Consider the following 15,791-nt stretch of genomic DNA (forward strand, 5'->3'; position numbering starts at 1 on the left):
AGTGACCACCGCGAATTGGATCGACAATCAGAAAAATCTGATGCTGTTCTCAGGTCGCGCACACCCCGAGTTGGCCGAGCAGGTTGCCAAGGAACTCGGCATCGAGGTCACCCCTCAGACGGCCCGTGATTTCGCCAACGGTGAGATCTTCGTTCGCTTCGAGGAGTCCGCTCGCGGATCCGACGCGTTCGTGCTGCAGAGCCACCCGTACCCGCTCAACACGTGGCTCATGGAACAGCTGATCATGATCGACGCGCTCAAGCGTGGCTCGGCCAAGCGCATCACGGCGATCCTGCCGTTCTATCCGTACGCCCGCCAGGACAAGAAGCACCGCGGCCGCGAACCCATCTCCGCTCGCCTGGTCGCCGATCTGCTGAAGACTGCCGGCGCCGATCGCATCATCACCGTCGACCTCCACACCGACCAGATCCAGGGTTTCTTCGACGGACCCGTCGATCACATGCACGCGCACAGCCAGCTCGCCGAGCACATTCGCAAGGGATACAGCCTCGAGCACATCACGGTCGTCTCCCCCGACTCCGGCCGCGTGCGCGTCGCCGAGAAGTGGGCGGACTCGTTCGGCGGTGCGCCGCTGGCCTTCATCCACAAGACCCGCGACCCGTTGGTGCCGAACCAGGTCAAGTCGAACCGCGTCGTCGGCGACGTCGAGGGCCGTACCTGCATCCTGATCGACGACATGATCGACACCGGCGGCACCATCGCCGGCGCCGTGAAGGTACTCAAGGCTGCGGGCGCCGGCGACGTCGTCATCGCCGCAACACACGGTGTTCTGTCGGAACCCGCCGCCGAGCGGTTGGCGAACTCCGGCGCCAAGGAAGTGGTGGTCACCAACACCCTCCCGATCAGCGACGACAAGAAGTTCCCGACGCTCACGGTGCTGTCGATCGCCCCCCTCCTTGCCCGCACCATCCGCGAGGTGTTCGAGAACGGTTCGGTGACAAGCCTTTTCGACGGTTCGGCGTAGCCCTTCGCGCTTGTGAAGGATGTGCCGCGGGAGGCGCGGACTTTCCTTCACAAGCGGTCCGGCCATACGTCGTGCGCCCGATCCACGCGTGACCACGGGCGGTTGTGAAGGATTTGCCGCGGGAGGCGCGGACTTTCCTTCACAAGCGGTCCGGCCATACCTCCCTTGGGAGGGGTGCGCCCCATCCACGCGTCACCAAGCGCGCTTGTGAAGCATTTGCCGCGGCAGCCGCGGACTTTCCTTCACAAGCGGTCCGGCCATACCTCGTGCGCCCGATCCACGTGACCACGGGCGCTTGTGAAGCATCTGCGGCGGCAGGCGCGGACTTTCCTTCACAAGCGGCCCGGCCATACCTCCGCCTCGGGAGGGGGTGCCCGATCCACGTCACCAAGCGCGATTGTGAAGGATTAGCCGCGGCAGGCGCGGACTTTCCTGCACAAGCGGTCCGGCCGTACCTCGTGCGCCCTATCCACGCGTGACCACGGGCGCTTGTGAAGGATTTGCCGCGGCAGGCGCGGACTTCCCTTCACAAGCGGTCCGGCCATACCTCGTGCGCCCTATCCACACGTGACCACGAACGCTTGTGAAGCATTTGCCGCTTCACAAGCGCGCAAGCCGACTGGCCGAATACCTTATTCGTGAGCGGTAAAGCCATGACAGTTCCCGAGACCGACCGACCCACGGCATCGGTAACCTGGACTGCATGACTTCCAAGTGGACAGCTGCCGATCTGCCCGACCAGACGGGTCGCACCATCGTCGTCACGGGCGCCAACAGCGGACTGGGCCTGGTTGCGGCCCGCGAACTCGCACGCGTCGGTGCGCGTGTGGTGCTCGCGGTGCGCAACACCCAGAAGGGTGACGAAGCGGCCCGATCCATCACCGGCAACGCCGAGGTCCGAAAGCTGGACCTGTCGGACCTGTCGTCGGTTCGGGCCTTCGCCGAGTCCTGGACCGAGCCCATCGACGTCCTGATCAACAACGCCGGCGTGATGGTGCCCCCGTTCGCGCGCACCGCCGACGGGTTCGAACTACAGATGGGCACCAACCACTTCGGCCACTTCGCCCTCACGAACCTGCTCCTACCGCACATCACGGACCGCGTCGTCACGATGTCGTCGTTCGTGCACAAGCGCGGTCACATCGACCTCGACGACCTGAACTGGAACACGCGCAAGTACGACCGTATGGGCGCCTACGCGCAGTCGAAGCTCGCGAACCTCCTGTTCACGTCCGAGCTGCAGCGCCGGCTCACGGGCGCGAAATCGAGCGTGATCGCGGTGGCGTCACATCCCGGCTACTCCGCCACCAACCTGCAGAGCCACTACGGCAACCCCATCGCCGACGCGTTCATGTCGGTCGGCAATCTGCTCTTCGCTCAGAGCGCCGACGCGGGAACACGTCCCGCGCTGTTTGCCGCCACCGAGCCGCTCGCCGGCAACAGCTATGTCGGTCCGAACGGCATCGGTGAACTGCGCGGACACCCCAAGGTGGTCGACCGCAGCGACAAGGCCAAGGACGCCGACATGGCGCGCAAGCTGTGGGACGCGTCGGAAGAGGCTACGGGCGTTCACTTCTCGTTGGGCGCAACCACCAAGTGAGGTGGACGGCGGCGGACCTGCCCGATCAGTCGGGCAGGACTGTCGTCGTGACCGGCGCGAACAGCGGACTGGGACTGGCGACCGCTCGTGAGTTCGCACGGGCCGGTGCGCACGTGGTGCTGGCCGTTCGCAACACCGACAAGGGCGAGGCTGCCGCCGCGTCGATAGCGGGAAGCACAGAGGTCCGGCGGCTCGACCTCGCCGACCTGGCGTCGGTGCGCCGGTTTGCCGACAAGTGGGACCGCCCGATCGACATTCTCGTGAACAATGCCGGGCTCACCAGCCGCACGCTCGGCCATACGGTCGACGGCTTCGAAATGCACATGGGCACCAACCACTTCGGGCATTTCGCGCTGACGCAACATGTGCTGCCGCTGATCACCGATCGCATTATCGTCCTCGCCTCGCTGGCACATCGGCGCACGACGATGGACCTGTCCGACCTCGGATGGGACAGGCGCACGTACACGTGGCTCGCCGCCTACGGGCAGTCGAAGTTGGCCAACCTTCTGTTCGCTTCCGAACTGCAGCGGCGCCTCACCGAGTCTCGATCGCCCGTCAAAGTTGTTGCGGCGCATCCCGGCTGGGCAACGACCGGACTCAACCTCGACGACGACGTTCCCGTGTTCGAGCGAGTCATGACCGCCGTCGGGGATCGGGTGGTGGCCCAGTCACCGGAGGCGGGCGCATGGCCGACCCTCTTCGCTGCCACCGCGGACATCGCGGGCGGAAGCTACGTCGGCCCGGACGGCCGGTTCGAAACCCGAGGTCACCCAACGCTGGTCGGTCGGAGCTCCGAGGCAAGCGACCCCGAGTTGGCGCGTCGGCTCTGGGAGGTCTCGGAGCGGGCGACGTCGACATGACTCGATGAGTTTCGACGGTGCGAGAAGTCTTCACGCTGAACCGTCTACGGAAGGAACGCCCATGTCCGATGTGACTGGACCACAGAGCTATTTCCCCTCGATCGAGAAGAAGTACGGTAAATCCATCGACGAGTGGATGGACGCGCTTGCTGCGTCGCCGCTGAAGAAGCACGGTGAACTGGTGACATGGTTGAAGACGGAGCACGGCATGGGGCATGGCCACGCGAACGCACTGGTCGCTCATGCCCGTCAGACCGGGGTAGTTGTCCCACCCGCCTGACCGACGGACAGTCCATCGCGACTCGAATGAGAACACTTCTGCATCCCCTGCTCGCCGTGATCCCAAAGCTTCCGTAGTTTGGACCCCGTGTTTCGATCCCTGACGCGAGTGCAGATCGTCGTCGACATCGTGATCGCTGTGGCGCTGTCGCTGCTGTTCCTCGCCGAAGGTGTGTCCAACGGGGCCACCGCGGTGGTGCTCCTGGTCGGTTTCGGCGTGATTCTCGCCGTCCGACGGTTCGCCCCCGGCCCGGCTCTGGCAGCGTCGTGGGTCTTGGCCGTCGTACAGTTGATTGCCGGACTCGGGACGCAGCCCAGCAACGTTGCCATCCTGTTCGCCCTCTATTCCTCCGCTGCCTACGGGTCGGCACGCCTGCGACGGATCGGGTTGGCGTCCGTCGTGGTCGGCGGAATTGTCGCGGCGATCTACCTGGTCGGCTTTCGCGGGGAGCCCTATGTCCCAGTGTCGGACGGGCGCAGTGTCGGTGAGACCGTCCAGCAACTCGCCATCATCCTGATCGCGTCGTGGGGGGTCCTCGGACTGTCGTGGGCGCTCGGCCGCATCGCCCTCGCCAATCGAATGTCCGTCGAGGAGAAGCACTCCCGCGCACTCGCCGAGATCGAACAGGAACGCTCCCGCCACGAGGTGGCCGTCGAACTCGAGCGCAGCCGCATTGCTCGGGATATGCACGACATCGTTGCCCACTCGTTGGCCGTCGTGATCGCGCAGGCCGACGGTGCGCGCTACGCACGCACGTCCGATCCCGATGCCGTGGACCGCGCGCTGGCCACGATCGCGTCGACGTCGCGAGACGCACTTCGCGACGTTCGGGACGTCCTGGCTCAGCTGCGTCACGACACGGATGATGTGTCGGACAACGATTCTCGAGATCTCGAGACGTTGGTGGAGCGGATGCGTGCCGCCGGCCTCGACGTCCGGTTCGAGGCCACGACGGACGCGGCCGACCTCGGCGAAAGCGGTCGATTGACGCTGTACCGCATCACGCGTGAAGCGCTCACGAATGCGCTGCGTCACGGAGACAAGCGCAGACCGGTGTCCGTTCGACTCGATACCGACGGTTCGTCGACACAGCTGACCGTGCGTAATCGAGTCCAATCAGGAGGCCCCGCGGTGTCGGGCGGCCACGGTCTCGTCGGTATGCGCGAACGGGCGGTACTGTCCGGCGGCACCTTCACCGCCGGTCCCGACGACGAGGAGTGGATTCTTGTGGCACGAATTCCTACGGCCCACACGTCATGACGCGCATTCGTGTCGCCCTCGTCGACGATCAACAACTGTTTCGCGCCGGCATTCGCATGTTGATCTCCTCGCAGCCCGACCTCGAATTCGTCGGTGAGGCCGGTGACGGGCGCGCCGGTGTCGAGCTTGCGGCGAGGGAAGCACCCGACGTCGTCCTCATGGACGTCCGGATGCCCGTTCTCGACGGGATCGCTGCGACCAGGGAAATCGTCGACTCCACCGATGATCCACCGAAGGTGTTGGTGCTCACCACCTTCGATCTGGACGAGAGCGTGGCGCGTGCGATTCGAGCGGGGGCCAGTGGATTCCTGCTCAAGGACGCCGACCCCGAATTTCTGCTCGCCGCCATCCGGACGGTCCACGCCGGCAATTCGGTCATCGCGGCGTCGGCCACCACCGCGCTGCTCGATCGGTTCACGCCGACTCCGGCAACGCCCGACACGCCGCCGGAGTTCACCCGGCTCACCAGCCGAGAGCAGGAAATATTTCGGCTCGCGGCGCGGGGTCTGAGCAACTCCGAGATTGCCGCGCACGAATACCTCAGCGAGGCAACGGTGAAGACTCACATCAGCCGAATCTTCGCGAAGCTGCACGTCCGCGACCGGGTGCATCTGGTCGTGTACGCGTTCGAACACGCACTCACGTAGGTCATCCTGTAGATGTACGACGCAAAGACTGCAGCCTGATTCTTTCCCGCCGCTGCGCTCATAGCGTCGTGGTCATGACGAATTCACTCGAACCCATTGCCCGTGTCCACCGCGTGAGCAAGAAGTACGGCGGAGCCGGAGTCGTGTCCGCGCTGGACGACGTGTCACTCGACATTCGCCCCGGCGAATTCACTGCCATCATGGGACCGTCCGGGTCCGGCAAGTCGACGCTGATGCACGTCATGGCCGGCCTCGACTCCGTCACCTCGGGGCACGTCCTGGTCGCCGGCACCGACATCACCAGGCTGGGCGACAACAAGTTGACCGAACTGCGTCGGCGGCAGATCGGTTTCGTCTTCCAGTCGTTCAACCTCGTTCCGACGCTGGATGTCATGTCGAACATCGTGCTGCCGTTCGAACTGGACGGACGGTCTCCGTCTTCGGAGGAGACCGCGTGGATCGACCAGCTCGTCGACACCCTGGGCCTGCGCGAGCGCATCGCTCATCGGCCGCATCAGCTCTCGGGCGGCCAGCAACAGCGCGTCGCCATTGCGCGCGCCCTCGGCGCTCGACCCCACTTGATCTTCGCGGACGAACCGACCGGCAATCTCGATTCCCGGACCGGCCGAGAGGTATTGACGCTGCTCGCCGCCGCGGCGAGTGAGTACGGCCAGTCGATCGTCATGGTCACCCACGACCCTGTGGCAGCCAGTTACGCGGACCGCATCGTATTTCTCGCCGACGGACGCATCGTCGACGAACGGGGTCGGTCCAGCGCCCACCAGATCTCGGGTTACATGCTCTCCATGGAGCGTGCGGCATGAGGGCCATGACGGGGGCTACCGAGCGTGATCACGGCGCGAGCACACTCGTGACGGCCATGGCGTCGTTCTTCGGGGTGGTCTTGATCCAGGCCACGGCATTTCTGCTCGACATCTTCGGTACGGACGGAGAGGGGGCCGTCGCGGTCGCGTTGTACTGCGTCGCAATGGTGTTCATCCTCCTGGCCCTGTACGTCGCCGCGATCGTCACCGCCAACACGTTCGCGACCATCGTGGCTGGACGTACCAAAACTATTGCTCTGCTCAGGCTTCTGGGCGCATCCGGTTCGGATCTGCGTCGGTCGGTGTCGCGCGAGGGGTTGTCGGTAGGTGCGTTCGGATCTGTCGTCGGACTCGTCGTCGGAGTCGCAACCAGCCACCTCGCACGGGCCGTGGGCGTGTCGACGGGCGCTCTGCCCGATCTCCCGTACACCCTGATTCAACCGCTCACCGCATTGCCTGTCGTCATCGTCGTCGGAACCACCTGGGCCGCATCGCACGTCGGCGCCAAGCGCGTACTGGAAGTGACGCCGATCGAAGCCGCCGGGGTCGTCATCGAATCCGGTGACGTTCACCCGAGGGCGCGCCGCGTGCGGACGACGATGTCGATCGTCCTGATTGCCGGTGGCGCAATACTTCTCGGTCTGGGTGTGCTGGTCGGATCGCTGACACCGGCCGGTGTGCTCGTCGCGTTCTTCGGCGGGGTCTTCTCGTTCACCGGCGTTCTGGTGGGGGCCCACCGCATCGTGCCATCGGTTCTCGGTCTGGTCGGACTTCTCGCCGGACGAACACCGTCTGCGCGACTCGCCGCGGCCAACGCCACCCGATACCCCGAGCGCAGCACCAGAACTGCCCTCGGGCTGCTGATCGGGGTGACCCTCGTCGTGACGTTCGCCGTGGCGATGTACAGCTATCGCGCCATGCTTTCCGAACAGTTCAGCGAGGAGTCGCTCGATCGATCGCTGGCAGTGACCGTCGGAATCATGACCGGACTGATCGGCTTCTCCGGTGTCATCGCTGCGGTGGGGATGACCAACAACCTGTCACTGAGCATCCTGCAGCGCACTCGCGAACTGGGGTTGCTGCGCGCACTCGGGTTCACTCGCAGGCAGATTAGCGGCATGATCGTCTCCGAGAGCGCCCAGTTGGTCATTGCCTCCGTGGGATTCGGACTGATCCTCGGCATCGTGTACGGATGGGCCGCCGCACAGTCGTTGCTCGGGTCCATTGCCCGTTCCGGTATCGCAGCCCCCACCCTGCCGTGGACGCTGATCGCGGGGACTGTCGTGTGCGCCGCCTTGCTCGCCGTCGGTGCGTCACTGATCCCGGCCCGACGGGCCAACGCAATCCCGCCCGTGGTGGCGCTCGCGGACGCCTAGGGCCGGCGTTCTGCCAGGATGAGCGCGAACCTGTTCGCCGAGTCCGTCCAGAACTCGCCGATGCCGAACCCGGCGTCGGCGAGTTCGCGTTCGATGCCGTCGCGTCGGAACTTGGCGGAAATCTCTGTGCGCATTTCCTCGCCCTCGGCGAACGAGACGTCGAGGTCGAGACCGTCGATTCGGACCGTATGTGCGCGGGTGGCCCGCAACCGCATCTCGATCCACTCGTCCTCGTCGTTCCACAGCGCCACGTGTTCGAAGTCGGCGGGATCGAAACCGGCGCCGAGGTTGTCGTTCAAGACGGACAGCACATTGAGGTTGAACTGCGCGGTCACGCCGGCCGCGTCGTCGTAGGCGGGGACCATGACTGCACTATCTATGACCAACCCGACTCCCAGCAGTAGGTACTCCCCCACCTCCAACGTCTCCGCGATGTCGCCGAGGAACTCGGCGCGCTCGGCCGGAACCATGTTGCCCAACGTTCCGCCGAGGAACGCGATGCTACGACGCCCACCGGTCGGCAAGGTACGGAGCGTGTCGGTGAAGTCGCTGACGATGCCGCGTACGTCGAGATTCGGGAAGGCCACGCCCAGTTCGTCGATGGCACCGGTCAGGGCGGACGGTGAGACGTCCTGCGGCACATACCGTGTCAGCGACCCGTGCTCGAGACCTGCCTCGATCAGAAGACGCGTCTTCTCCGACGATCCCGATCCGAGCTCGACCAGGGTCTCGACGTCGGTCGCGGCGGCGATGTCGGCTGCGTGCTCGGCCAGCAAGGCGCGCTCGGTGCGGGTCGGGTAGTACTCGGGTAGCTCGGTGATACGTTCGAAGAGCTCGCTACCCGCGGCGTCGTAGAACCATTTGGGCGGCAACCACTTCGGATCGGCGGCGAGTCCCGAGGCGACGTCGGCGCGCAGAGCCCGCTGAAGGTCGTCGGGTGAGATGTGAATGTCGAGAGCTGGTGCGGTCACGGTGCTCCTCATTATTTTGGCACTTCACAGGTCTTGCACGTCGACGTTGCCGATGCGCGCGGTCACGAATGAACGATTCGGGACGGACTGCCATCCCGGACGGAAATCGAGTGGTTCGGATGCGACCATCACGCACTCGTCGTCGGAATACACCGACAGCGAATGGTAGACGGCCGTGGCGTACAGAGCCTCCCCGTCCCCGAGGAGGAAGTTCAGGCGCGAGTTCGGGGCGGCAGAGTCGACGGCGGTGGCCACCGTACGTAGCGCACGCCCTGGACCATGTTCGCGCAGCGCCACTTTGAGCAGAGCCCACACCGAGGCCGAATCGGTGGGCGCTTCGAGCGTCATCAGGTCTTCGGTTGGAATCTGCGCGGCGAGGGCCGCCATCGACGTCGGCCACTCGGCCACGACCCCGTTGTGGCTGAACGCGAACCGGCCGTCGACGAACGGCGCGTTGGCCGTCCTGACGATCGGCATTCCGACCGTCGCCGACCGGACCGCACCGAGCACGCACGTCGACGTCACCTGCGTCAACACGTCGGTGACCGCAGGGTCGGTCCACATCGGCATCGCGTTGCGATACGACACCATGGAGCCGTCCGGCGCCGACCACGCCGCTCCGAACCCGTCGGCGTTGACGGTGCCGCCTCGCCGCATGTCGGTCGGTGCGTAGGACTGAGTGAGCAACGAATGTGGCTGCCCCGTCAGAACTTCGGCAACCGAGCGCGGCGGACCGACGTATCCGAGATGTCTGCACATTCCTATCGGCCGACGTCGCGAGCGCACCGGAAGCCGGCGAAGATCTGCCGCCGGATCGGGTGGTCCCAGTTCCGGAACGTCGCCCGTACGGCGAAGGGATCGGTGCCGAACGACCCGCCACGCAGAATTTTGTAGTCGCCACCGAAGAAGACCTGCGAGTACTCGGCATACGGGAACACCCGAAAACCGGGATACGGGACGAAGTCGGACGAGGTCCACTCCCACACGTCGCCCATCAACTGTTCGACGCCTAGCGCTGACGCACCCTCCGGATAGGCACCGACATCGGCGGGTTCGAGATGGCGTTGGCCGAGGTTCGCCTCCCGCTCGGACGCGTCGGATTCGCCCCACGGGTTGCGGCGGGATTTCTGTGCGCTCGGGTCGAACCGGGCGGCCTTCTCCCATTCCGCTTCCGTCGGAAGCCGTTTGCCGGCCCAGCGGGCGTAGGCGTCGGCCTCGAAATACGAGACGTGTACGACGGGTTGCGCGGGCCGTACCTGCTTCATCACACCGAACACCCGACGCCACCACGTGCCGTCCGAATCCTGCTCCCAGAACTGCGGCGCGGTCACGTCGGCGTCGACACGATGCGCCCAGCCGCGCTCGGACCACACGTCTTCGCGGTCGTATCCGCCGTCGGCGATGAAACGGATGTACTCGGCGTTGGTGACGGGGAGCGCATCGATCGCAAAAGTCGGCACGTCGACCACGTGGGCGGGACGCTCGTTGTCGAGCGCCCACGGATCGCTGGACGTACCCATCTCGAAGGGACCGCCCGCAACGACGACTTCGAGATCGCGCCCCGGCGGCACGGTGGCCTCCGGTGCGTTCGGCAGGTCGAGAACAGCTGCCCCCGTACGCAATTGATGCGTGGCGAGCATGGTCTCGTCGTGCTGCTGCTCGTGCTGCGCCACCATTGCGAAGGCGAAACCGTCACGTTCGAGTGGACGACCGGTCAGGGGGCTCGCCTCGAGCGCATCCCATACCTTCTCCCGCACGGTGTGGACGTAGTCTCGCGCCTCTCCCGCGTTCAGCAACGGCAGGCTCGGCCTCGACGACCGCGAATGCTTGAACGCGTCGTAGAGCTCGTCGATGTCGCCCCGCACGGGCTGTCGCTTCCCGATGTCGCGGACCAGCCACATCTCTTCCTGGTTGCCGATGTGCGCCAGATCCCACACCAGGGGGCTCATCAGCGTGGAGTGCTGCGCAACCAGATCGGCCTCGTCGACGCAGTCGGTGAGACCCAGAGTCCGTGCGCGGCTTCGGGTCAGCGCGGTCTCGAGCTCACCGCGCAGCGCGGCGACGTCGGGTCGGGTGAAGTTCTGCACACTCATGCTCGTTCCTCTCGCGAATGCGCCGCGGGCATCGCTCCCGACCGGCAGCGTCGTGCTGCGTCGGCGACCTCGGTACGTACTCGTGGCTCGGCTGTGGTGTCGGCCACCAGGGTGAGAAGGTCCACCGCGGCGTCTCGAAGGTCGTTGTCGGTCAATCCGTCTCGCGCCGCGTCGTCCCACCGATGCGCCGTACGGGCGATCAGCGCCGTCGCTTCCTCGGTGATCGACGGAGTTCGCAGCAGCGAGTCGACCACCTGAACGGGGACGGACCACTCCCCGTCGGGCTGACCGTCGAGGTACCGCACCTCGAAGTGCCCACTGGCGCGAACGAGCGGGAACAACGTGGTGAGGTGATAGTCCAGGTCTCGCTCGTCGGGGCGTCGACCCATCTCGTCGTCGAGGTGGCCGTCGATCCAGTCGCCGAAGGTGGCGTCACCCGGTGGCGACCACAGGGTTTCGCCGCGACGGACGCACAACAACGGTACGTCCAGCGCCCAGTGGGCGTAGTCGGCGATGGGATCGACGCCGAGTGGCACCCGAGTCCTGGTGCGGTCCAGCTCGATCCAGGTCCGCATGCGTTGCGACGCCCATCCGCCGGCCGGCACGCCGTACAGGTCCGGGGAACACGCGAACGCCGCCACCAGCGCCGGACCGACCGCGTGCAGCAGAGTCCAGCGCCGTCGGATGTCGTCGGCGTCGGCTCCAGCATCGACGCTGACCTGCACGGCTGCGGTGTTGCACATCATGAGTTTTCCGAAGGGGCCGAATCGCTCGAAACGAGTTTCCATCGCGCAGTACCGCGGGAGGGTCAGCAGCCGTTCCGGTGGGCGGTGCGCATCCGCGGCGCCACCCCCCAGTGCGATGCCGGCATGCTCGAGCATGGACCGCAAACGGACCTCGTCGGACGCGAGTGCGTCGCAGACCTCGGAAGCGGACGAATAGGGCAGAGAAGACAATTCGATCTGCCCGCCTGGCTCGACGGAGACGATGCTTCCGGAGGGCAAGGGCAGAAAATCGGAGGTGGGATCTATGGATCGTGGGGCGTACCGACCCAAGGCGCTGGCCAGGGAATCCAGACTGGGTCGGCTGCCGTCGGGACATCGGGTGAACCATTCGAGTTCGGCCCCGACGAGACGAGGTGGGCCGACTTTGAAGCAGACCCGCGACATGTACGCCTCCGCCGCGGGGCGCGAGCTGAGCTCGCCGGTGGTGTTGGTCATGAGTGCTCCGTTCTTCAGCAAGGGCGTTACCCCGTCTTGCACCAGAATAATCTCGAGTGAAGCACAACGCACCGACACATTCGTCAGCCGGCACTCGAGTACTGTCGGTCTCGATGATCGACTTCACGAGAGCTCGCGCCGACACCCCTGGCGCTGCGGCCCGCGCGTTTCTCGACAGCGCCGGTTCGTCCCTGCCTCCCACCGTCGTGACCGACACGATGATCGCTCATCTGCGCCGTGAGGCGGAGATAGGCGGTTATCGCGCCGCGCTTGAGCGTCAATACGAACTGGCCGACGTTCGGGCCGCCGTCGCCGAACTGATCGGTGCGGCGCCGTCGGACATTGCCCTGTCGGACAGTGCGACTCGCTCGTGGTCGGACTTCTTCTTCGCCGTCCCGCTTGCGCCGGGTGATCGCATTCTGATCTCCCGCGTGGAGTACGCGAGCAACGCCATCGAGGCGTTGCAACGGGCGGAAGCCACCGGCGCCTCAGTCGAAATCGTGCCGAGCGACGAACTCGGCCGTATCGACCTCGGTCGATTCGAGGCCATGCTCGACGACCGCGTGAAGATCGTCTCCGTCGTTCACGCACCTACCAACGGAGGCCTGGTCAACCCGGTTCGTGACGTCACCGAACTCGCCCACCGCCACGGCGCCTTGGTACTGCTGGACGCATGCCAGTCGGTTGGGCAGCTTCGGATCGACGTGTCCGAACTCGGCGTCGACGGATTGTCCGCGACGGGCCGCAAGTGGCTGCGTGGGCCCCGTGGTACCGGTTTCCTCTACGTCGCACCGAACGCGATCGATCGGCTCGTTCCGCAGGTTCAGGACCTGCGGAGCGCCCAGTGGACGGGCGCCGGCACCTACCGCTCCGCCGGCGACGCAACGCGTTTCGAGCTGTGGGAGCACGACGTCGCCGCACGGCTCGGACTCGGCGCTGCGGTGCGCTACCTGCTCGGCCTCGGAATCGACGACGTGCAGACGGCGGTGTCCGAACGAGCGGAGTATCTACGCGCCGGTCTCGGCGAGATCGCGGGCGTGACAGTTCGTGATCTCGGCGATCGTCGCAGCGGCATCGTCACGTTCACCGTCGACGGCTACGAACCCACCGAGGTGCGCGATGTCCTCGCCGCGGACGAGATCACCGTGACCGTCAGCTTCGCGGGATCGACCCGACTGGACATGGAGGCACGCGGACTCGCGGCCGTCGTGCGTGCGTCACCGCACTACTTTGTCTCGTTCGACGATCTGGATCGCGCGATCGGTGCCGTTCGGCGCCTGGTTACTTGATCGGAGAAGGACCATCGAGACCCCTGCTGCGCACACTGCCAGCCCGACGAACCCACCGATCGTGAGGTCGTTGCCGAACATCAGCCATGCCCACAGCAGTGTCGTGGGCGGCGTGAGGTACAGCAGGACACTGGCTTTGGTCGCACCGGTACGTCGCACCACGATCAGATAGAGCCCCAGACCGCCGAACGTCGACAGGAAGACGGTCCACATCACGGCGAGCCAGAAACCGCCGGTCATGGGCGGCAGGGGATCACCGGCGCCGATTCCCCAGATCGAGAAGAACACGGCGCCCGTCGCACACTGGATCAGCAGCGACAGCGCGAGGGGTTCGGTCGGTTTCATTCGCCGTTCGGCCACCGTCCCCGCCGAGAGCGACAGCATCCCGGCCACCGGGAGGAGGTACATCCACCACGGTGCATTGCCGCCGCCGACGTCGCCGACCACCACGACGGCGACTCCGACTATGCCGATTGCCAATCCGATGCGCTGACGGACGCCGGTGTACTCACCGAGCAGCGGTCCGGCCACCGCGGCCACGACGAGCGGTTGCAGAGCTGCGATCAGAGCGGCGATACCGGACGACACCCCGCCGGCAATTCCACTGAAGACGAACCCGAGGTAGACGCACTGCATCGCCAGACCCAGTCCGACGTGGCGCAGCACCCCGGCACGCGAGGTACGCATTCGCCGCCACAGAACGAACGGTGCGAGAAGCGCGATCGCGACGACGTAGCGCCATTGCAGCAGGGTGTGCGCCGGGGCGTACCGGGTTCCGAGTTCGGCGCCGATGAAGCCGGAGCTCCACAGAATCACCATGGCGACGGCAAGCATGGAGTCGGATCGAGTTCTCATACCGGCCAGGTAACCATACAGGTCTGTATACTTGCAGTATCCCCATCGAAGGAGCCAGCCGTGCGCACTGCACCGGACCCGACCACCCAGCTCACACCCGCCGGTGAGCGCATCATCGCCGTCGCGAGCGATCTGTTCTATGCGCGAGGCATCCGAGCGGTGGGCGTCGACCTCATCGCCGACGAGGCCGGAACCACCAAGAAGACCTTGTACGACCGCTTCGGATCGAAGGACGGCCTTGTCGTCTTCTACCTCGAACGGCGGTACCTGCGGTGGCGCGACTTCGTACTCGACCACCTCGACCGAGTCGCTCCGACGTCCGGTCCCGATCGAGTTCTCGCGGTGTTCGACGCGCTCGAGGAATGGATGCGGGACAACGACCGTGGCTGTGGATTCGTCAACGCCTTCGCCGAGATCGGCGGCACCGACCACCCCGGCCTTGGCGTCATCCGCAAGGAGAAGAACTGGGGCCGCGACCTGATGGTGCGATTGGCGCACGAGGCCGACCTCCACGACGCCGACACGCTCGGTCGCCGACTGTCTCTGGTGCACGAGGGCGCGATCATCTCCAGCACCGCCGGTGGTTTCGCCGACGGCATGGCGGTGGCCAAGAACCTGGCCGCCGACCTGATTAGGGCTGCGGCCTGAAGGTCCGGTAAAGTTCTCCAGGTTGTCTCGGCGAGGGTGAAGCTCGCGCTTCACCGTGATCGACGCAGGCTCGACCGTCCCTTCGGCCGTCCTCGTCCGTGTCCACGCCAGACGAGAAGTACTTGGACCAGTAGTACCAGCCGAAGCGATTCATAGGAGTTCCACCATGGCCAACGCCCTCAACGCCACCACCCGTACCGAGTTCGGCAAGGGTGCCGCTCGCCGCACCCGCCGCGACGGCCAGGTTCCCGCCGTTCTCTACGGTCACGCAACCGACCCGAAGCACCTCGCCCTGCCTGCCCGCGAGTTCGCTGCGGTCCTGCGCGCCGACGGCACCAACGCCGTCCTCGAACTGAGCGTCGACGGGGAGAAGCACCTCGCGCTCACCAAGTCGGTCGTGGTTCACCCCATCCGTAACTACATCGAGCACGCCGACCTCCTCGTCATCCGCAAGGGCGAGAAGGTCACCGTCGAGATCAACATCGTCGTGACCGGGGAAGCAGCTCCCGGCGCGCTCGTCACCACCGACGCCAACGTCGTCGAGATCGAGGTCGACGCCACCGAGATCCCCGAGCAGTTCGAGGTTTCCGTCGAAGAGGCCGAGATCGGCACACAGTTCCTCGCGAGCTCGCTCGACCTCCCGAGCGGTGCGACGTTGATCTCCGATCCCGAGACCCTGCTGGTCAACGTCGTCGAGGCGCCCAGCGAGGCAGCTCTCGAAGCCGAAGGTGCCGGCGATCTCGCGTCGAACATCGCTGCCGAGGAAGAAGAAGCAGTCGAGGACAGCTCCGCAGCCGACGAGGCCGCAGAAGCCGACGAGAACTGACCTTCGTTCGCTTTTCTGCAGCGGCGCATCCTCTTTCGGGAGGGTGCGCCGCTG

General features: G+C 65.7%; 16 protein-coding genes. 11 read left to right on the forward strand and 5 right to left on the reverse strand.

Translation table 11 applies throughout. The features are described from left to right. Position 1: 1 nt before the first annotated feature. The 8 genes from IEW02_RS16835 to IEW02_RS16870 all read left to right on the forward strand — a co-directional run bounded on the left by IEW02_RS16835 (position 2) and on the right by IEW02_RS16870 (position 7,835). Complete coding sequence (locus IEW02_RS16835; protein ID WP_188545959.1) at positions 2-985, forward strand: ribose-phosphate diphosphokinase; 984 nt, start codon at positions 2-4, stop codon at positions 983-985. Positions 986-1,679: 694 nt separating this feature from the next. Further along, positions 1,680-2,585 carry an oxidoreductase gene (locus tag IEW02_RS16840; protein WP_371829968.1) on the forward strand — a complete coding sequence of 302 codons (906 nt, stop codon included), beginning with the start codon at positions 1,680-1,682 and terminating at the stop codon, positions 2,583-2,585. Beyond that, positions 2,582-3,448 (forward strand): oxidoreductase, encoded by an 867-nt coding sequence (locus IEW02_RS16845; RefSeq protein ID WP_188545961.1) that lies wholly within the window; start codon positions 2,582-2,584, stop codon positions 3,446-3,448. Before IEW02_RS16840 ends, IEW02_RS16845 begins: the two co-directional genes overlap by 4 nt. A 61-nt stretch (positions 3,449-3,509) precedes the next feature. Beyond that, complete coding sequence (locus IEW02_RS16850; RefSeq protein ID WP_188545962.1) at positions 3,510-3,728, forward strand: DUF4287 domain-containing protein; 219 nt, start codon at positions 3,510-3,512, stop codon at positions 3,726-3,728. A gap of 87 nt (positions 3,729-3,815) precedes the next feature. Continuing rightward, positions 3,816-4,988 carry a sensor histidine kinase gene (locus IEW02_RS16855; RefSeq protein ID WP_188545963.1) on the forward strand — a complete coding sequence of 391 codons (1,173 nt, stop codon included), beginning with the start codon at positions 3,816-3,818 and terminating at the stop codon, positions 4,986-4,988. Next, positions 4,985-5,635, forward strand: coding sequence for a response regulator (locus tag IEW02_RS16860; RefSeq protein WP_188545964.1), 651 nt, complete (start codon positions 4,985-4,987; stop codon positions 5,633-5,635). Before IEW02_RS16855 ends, IEW02_RS16860 begins: the two co-directional genes overlap by 4 nt. 74 nt (positions 5,636-5,709) lie before the next feature. Further along, entirely contained in the window at positions 5,710-6,459 is a 750-nt protein-coding gene (locus IEW02_RS16865) for an ABC transporter ATP-binding protein (RefSeq protein ID WP_188545965.1), read from the forward strand. Continuing rightward, positions 6,456-7,835 carry an ABC transporter permease gene (locus tag IEW02_RS16870; protein WP_188545966.1) on the forward strand — a complete coding sequence of 460 codons (1,380 nt, stop codon included), beginning with the start codon at positions 6,456-6,458 and terminating at the stop codon, positions 7,833-7,835. Before IEW02_RS16865 ends, IEW02_RS16870 begins: the two co-directional genes overlap by 4 nt. Here IEW02_RS16870 and egtD read toward each other — a convergent pair. From egtD to egtA, 4 genes are read right to left on the reverse strand one after another with little or no spacing between them, the layout of a single operon-like run. Continuing rightward, positions 7,832-8,806 (reverse strand): L-histidine N(alpha)-methyltransferase, encoded by a 975-nt coding sequence (gene egtD / locus IEW02_RS16875; protein ID WP_229746093.1) that lies wholly within the window; start codon positions 8,804-8,806, stop codon positions 7,832-7,834. The genes IEW02_RS16870 and egtD overlap by 4 nt on opposite strands. Positions 8,807-8,830: 24 nt before the next feature. Then, positions 8,831-9,565 (reverse strand): ergothioneine biosynthesis protein EgtC, encoded by a 735-nt coding sequence (gene egtC, locus IEW02_RS16880; protein ID WP_188545968.1) that lies wholly within the window; start codon positions 9,563-9,565, stop codon positions 8,831-8,833. A 2-nt stretch (positions 9,566-9,567) separates the two neighbouring features. Beyond that, the gene (egtB, locus tag IEW02_RS16885; RefSeq protein WP_188545969.1) at positions 9,568-10,899 is read right to left on the reverse strand and encodes an ergothioneine biosynthesis protein EgtB; all 1,332 of its coding nucleotides are present in this window, start codon (positions 10,897-10,899) and stop codon (positions 9,568-9,570) included. Beyond that, on the reverse strand, positions 10,896-12,119 hold the full coding sequence (egtA, locus tag IEW02_RS16890; protein WP_188545970.1) for an ergothioneine biosynthesis glutamate--cysteine ligase EgtA: 1,224 nt from the start codon (positions 12,117-12,119) through the stop codon (positions 10,896-10,898). The genes egtB and egtA overlap by 4 nt, the downstream gene beginning before the upstream one ends. A 113-nt stretch (positions 12,120-12,232) precedes the next feature. Between egtA and IEW02_RS16895 the strand changes: the two genes are divergently transcribed. Then, positions 12,233-13,408, forward strand: coding sequence for an aminotransferase class V-fold PLP-dependent enzyme (locus tag IEW02_RS16895; protein WP_188545971.1), 1,176 nt, complete (start codon positions 12,233-12,235; stop codon positions 13,406-13,408). Here IEW02_RS16895 and IEW02_RS16900 read toward each other — a convergent pair. After that, complete coding sequence (locus tag IEW02_RS16900) at positions 13,337-14,263, reverse strand: DMT family transporter (RefSeq protein ID WP_188545972.1); 927 nt, start codon at positions 14,261-14,263, stop codon at positions 13,337-13,339. The genes IEW02_RS16895 and IEW02_RS16900 overlap by 72 nt on opposite strands. A gap of 60 nt (positions 14,264-14,323) precedes the next feature. Between IEW02_RS16900 and IEW02_RS16905 the strand changes: the two genes are divergently transcribed. Both IEW02_RS16905 and IEW02_RS16910 read left to right on the forward strand, forming a co-directional pair. Then, positions 14,324-14,911, forward strand: a complete 588-nt coding sequence (locus tag IEW02_RS16905; RefSeq protein WP_188545973.1) for a TetR/AcrR family transcriptional regulator — start codon at positions 14,324-14,326, stop codon at positions 14,909-14,911. Positions 14,912-15,077: 166 nt separating this feature from the next. Beyond that, complete coding sequence (locus IEW02_RS16910) at positions 15,078-15,737, forward strand: 50S ribosomal protein L25/general stress protein Ctc (RefSeq protein ID WP_188545974.1); 660 nt, start codon at positions 15,078-15,080, stop codon at positions 15,735-15,737. Positions 15,738-15,791: the final 54 nt, after the last annotated feature.

Origin of the sequence: Rhodococcoides trifolii (assembly GCF_014635345.1) — a bacterium.
Taxonomy (GTDB): domain Bacteria; phylum Actinomycetota; class Actinomycetes; order Mycobacteriales; family Mycobacteriaceae; genus Rhodococcoides; species Rhodococcoides trifolii.

Coding starts and splice junctions, on each gene's coding strand:
- IEW02_RS16850 (WP_188545962.1), top strand. CDS start 3,510: ATGTCCGATGTGACTGGACCACAGAGCTATTTCCCCTCGATCGAGAAG.
- IEW02_RS16860 (WP_188545964.1), top strand. CDS start 4,985: ATGACGCGCATTCGTGTCGCCCTCGTCGACGATCAACAACTGTTTCGC.
- IEW02_RS16865 (WP_188545965.1), top strand. CDS start 5,710: ATGACGAATTCACTCGAACCCATTGCCCGTGTCCACCGCGTGAGCAAG.
- IEW02_RS16870 (WP_188545966.1), top strand. CDS start 6,456: ATGAGGGCCATGACGGGGGCTACCGAGCGTGATCACGGCGCGAGCACA.
- egtC (WP_188545968.1), bottom strand. CDS start 9,565: ATGTGCAGACATCTCGGATACGTCGGTCCGCCGCGCTCGGTTGCCGAA.
- egtB (WP_188545969.1), bottom strand. CDS start 10,899: ATGAGTGTGCAGAACTTCACCCGACCCGACGTCGCCGCGCTGCGCGGT.
- egtA (WP_188545970.1), bottom strand. CDS start 12,119: ATGACCAACACCACCGGCGAGCTCAGCTCGCGCCCCGCGGCGGAGGCG.
- IEW02_RS16895 (WP_188545971.1), top strand. CDS start 12,233: ATGATCGACTTCACGAGAGCTCGCGCCGACACCCCTGGCGCTGCGGCC.
- IEW02_RS16900 (WP_188545972.1), bottom strand. CDS start 14,263: ATGAGAACTCGATCCGACTCCATGCTTGCCGTCGCCATGGTGATTCTG.
- IEW02_RS16910 (WP_188545974.1), top strand. CDS start 15,078: ATGGCCAACGCCCTCAACGCCACCACCCGTACCGAGTTCGGCAAGGGT.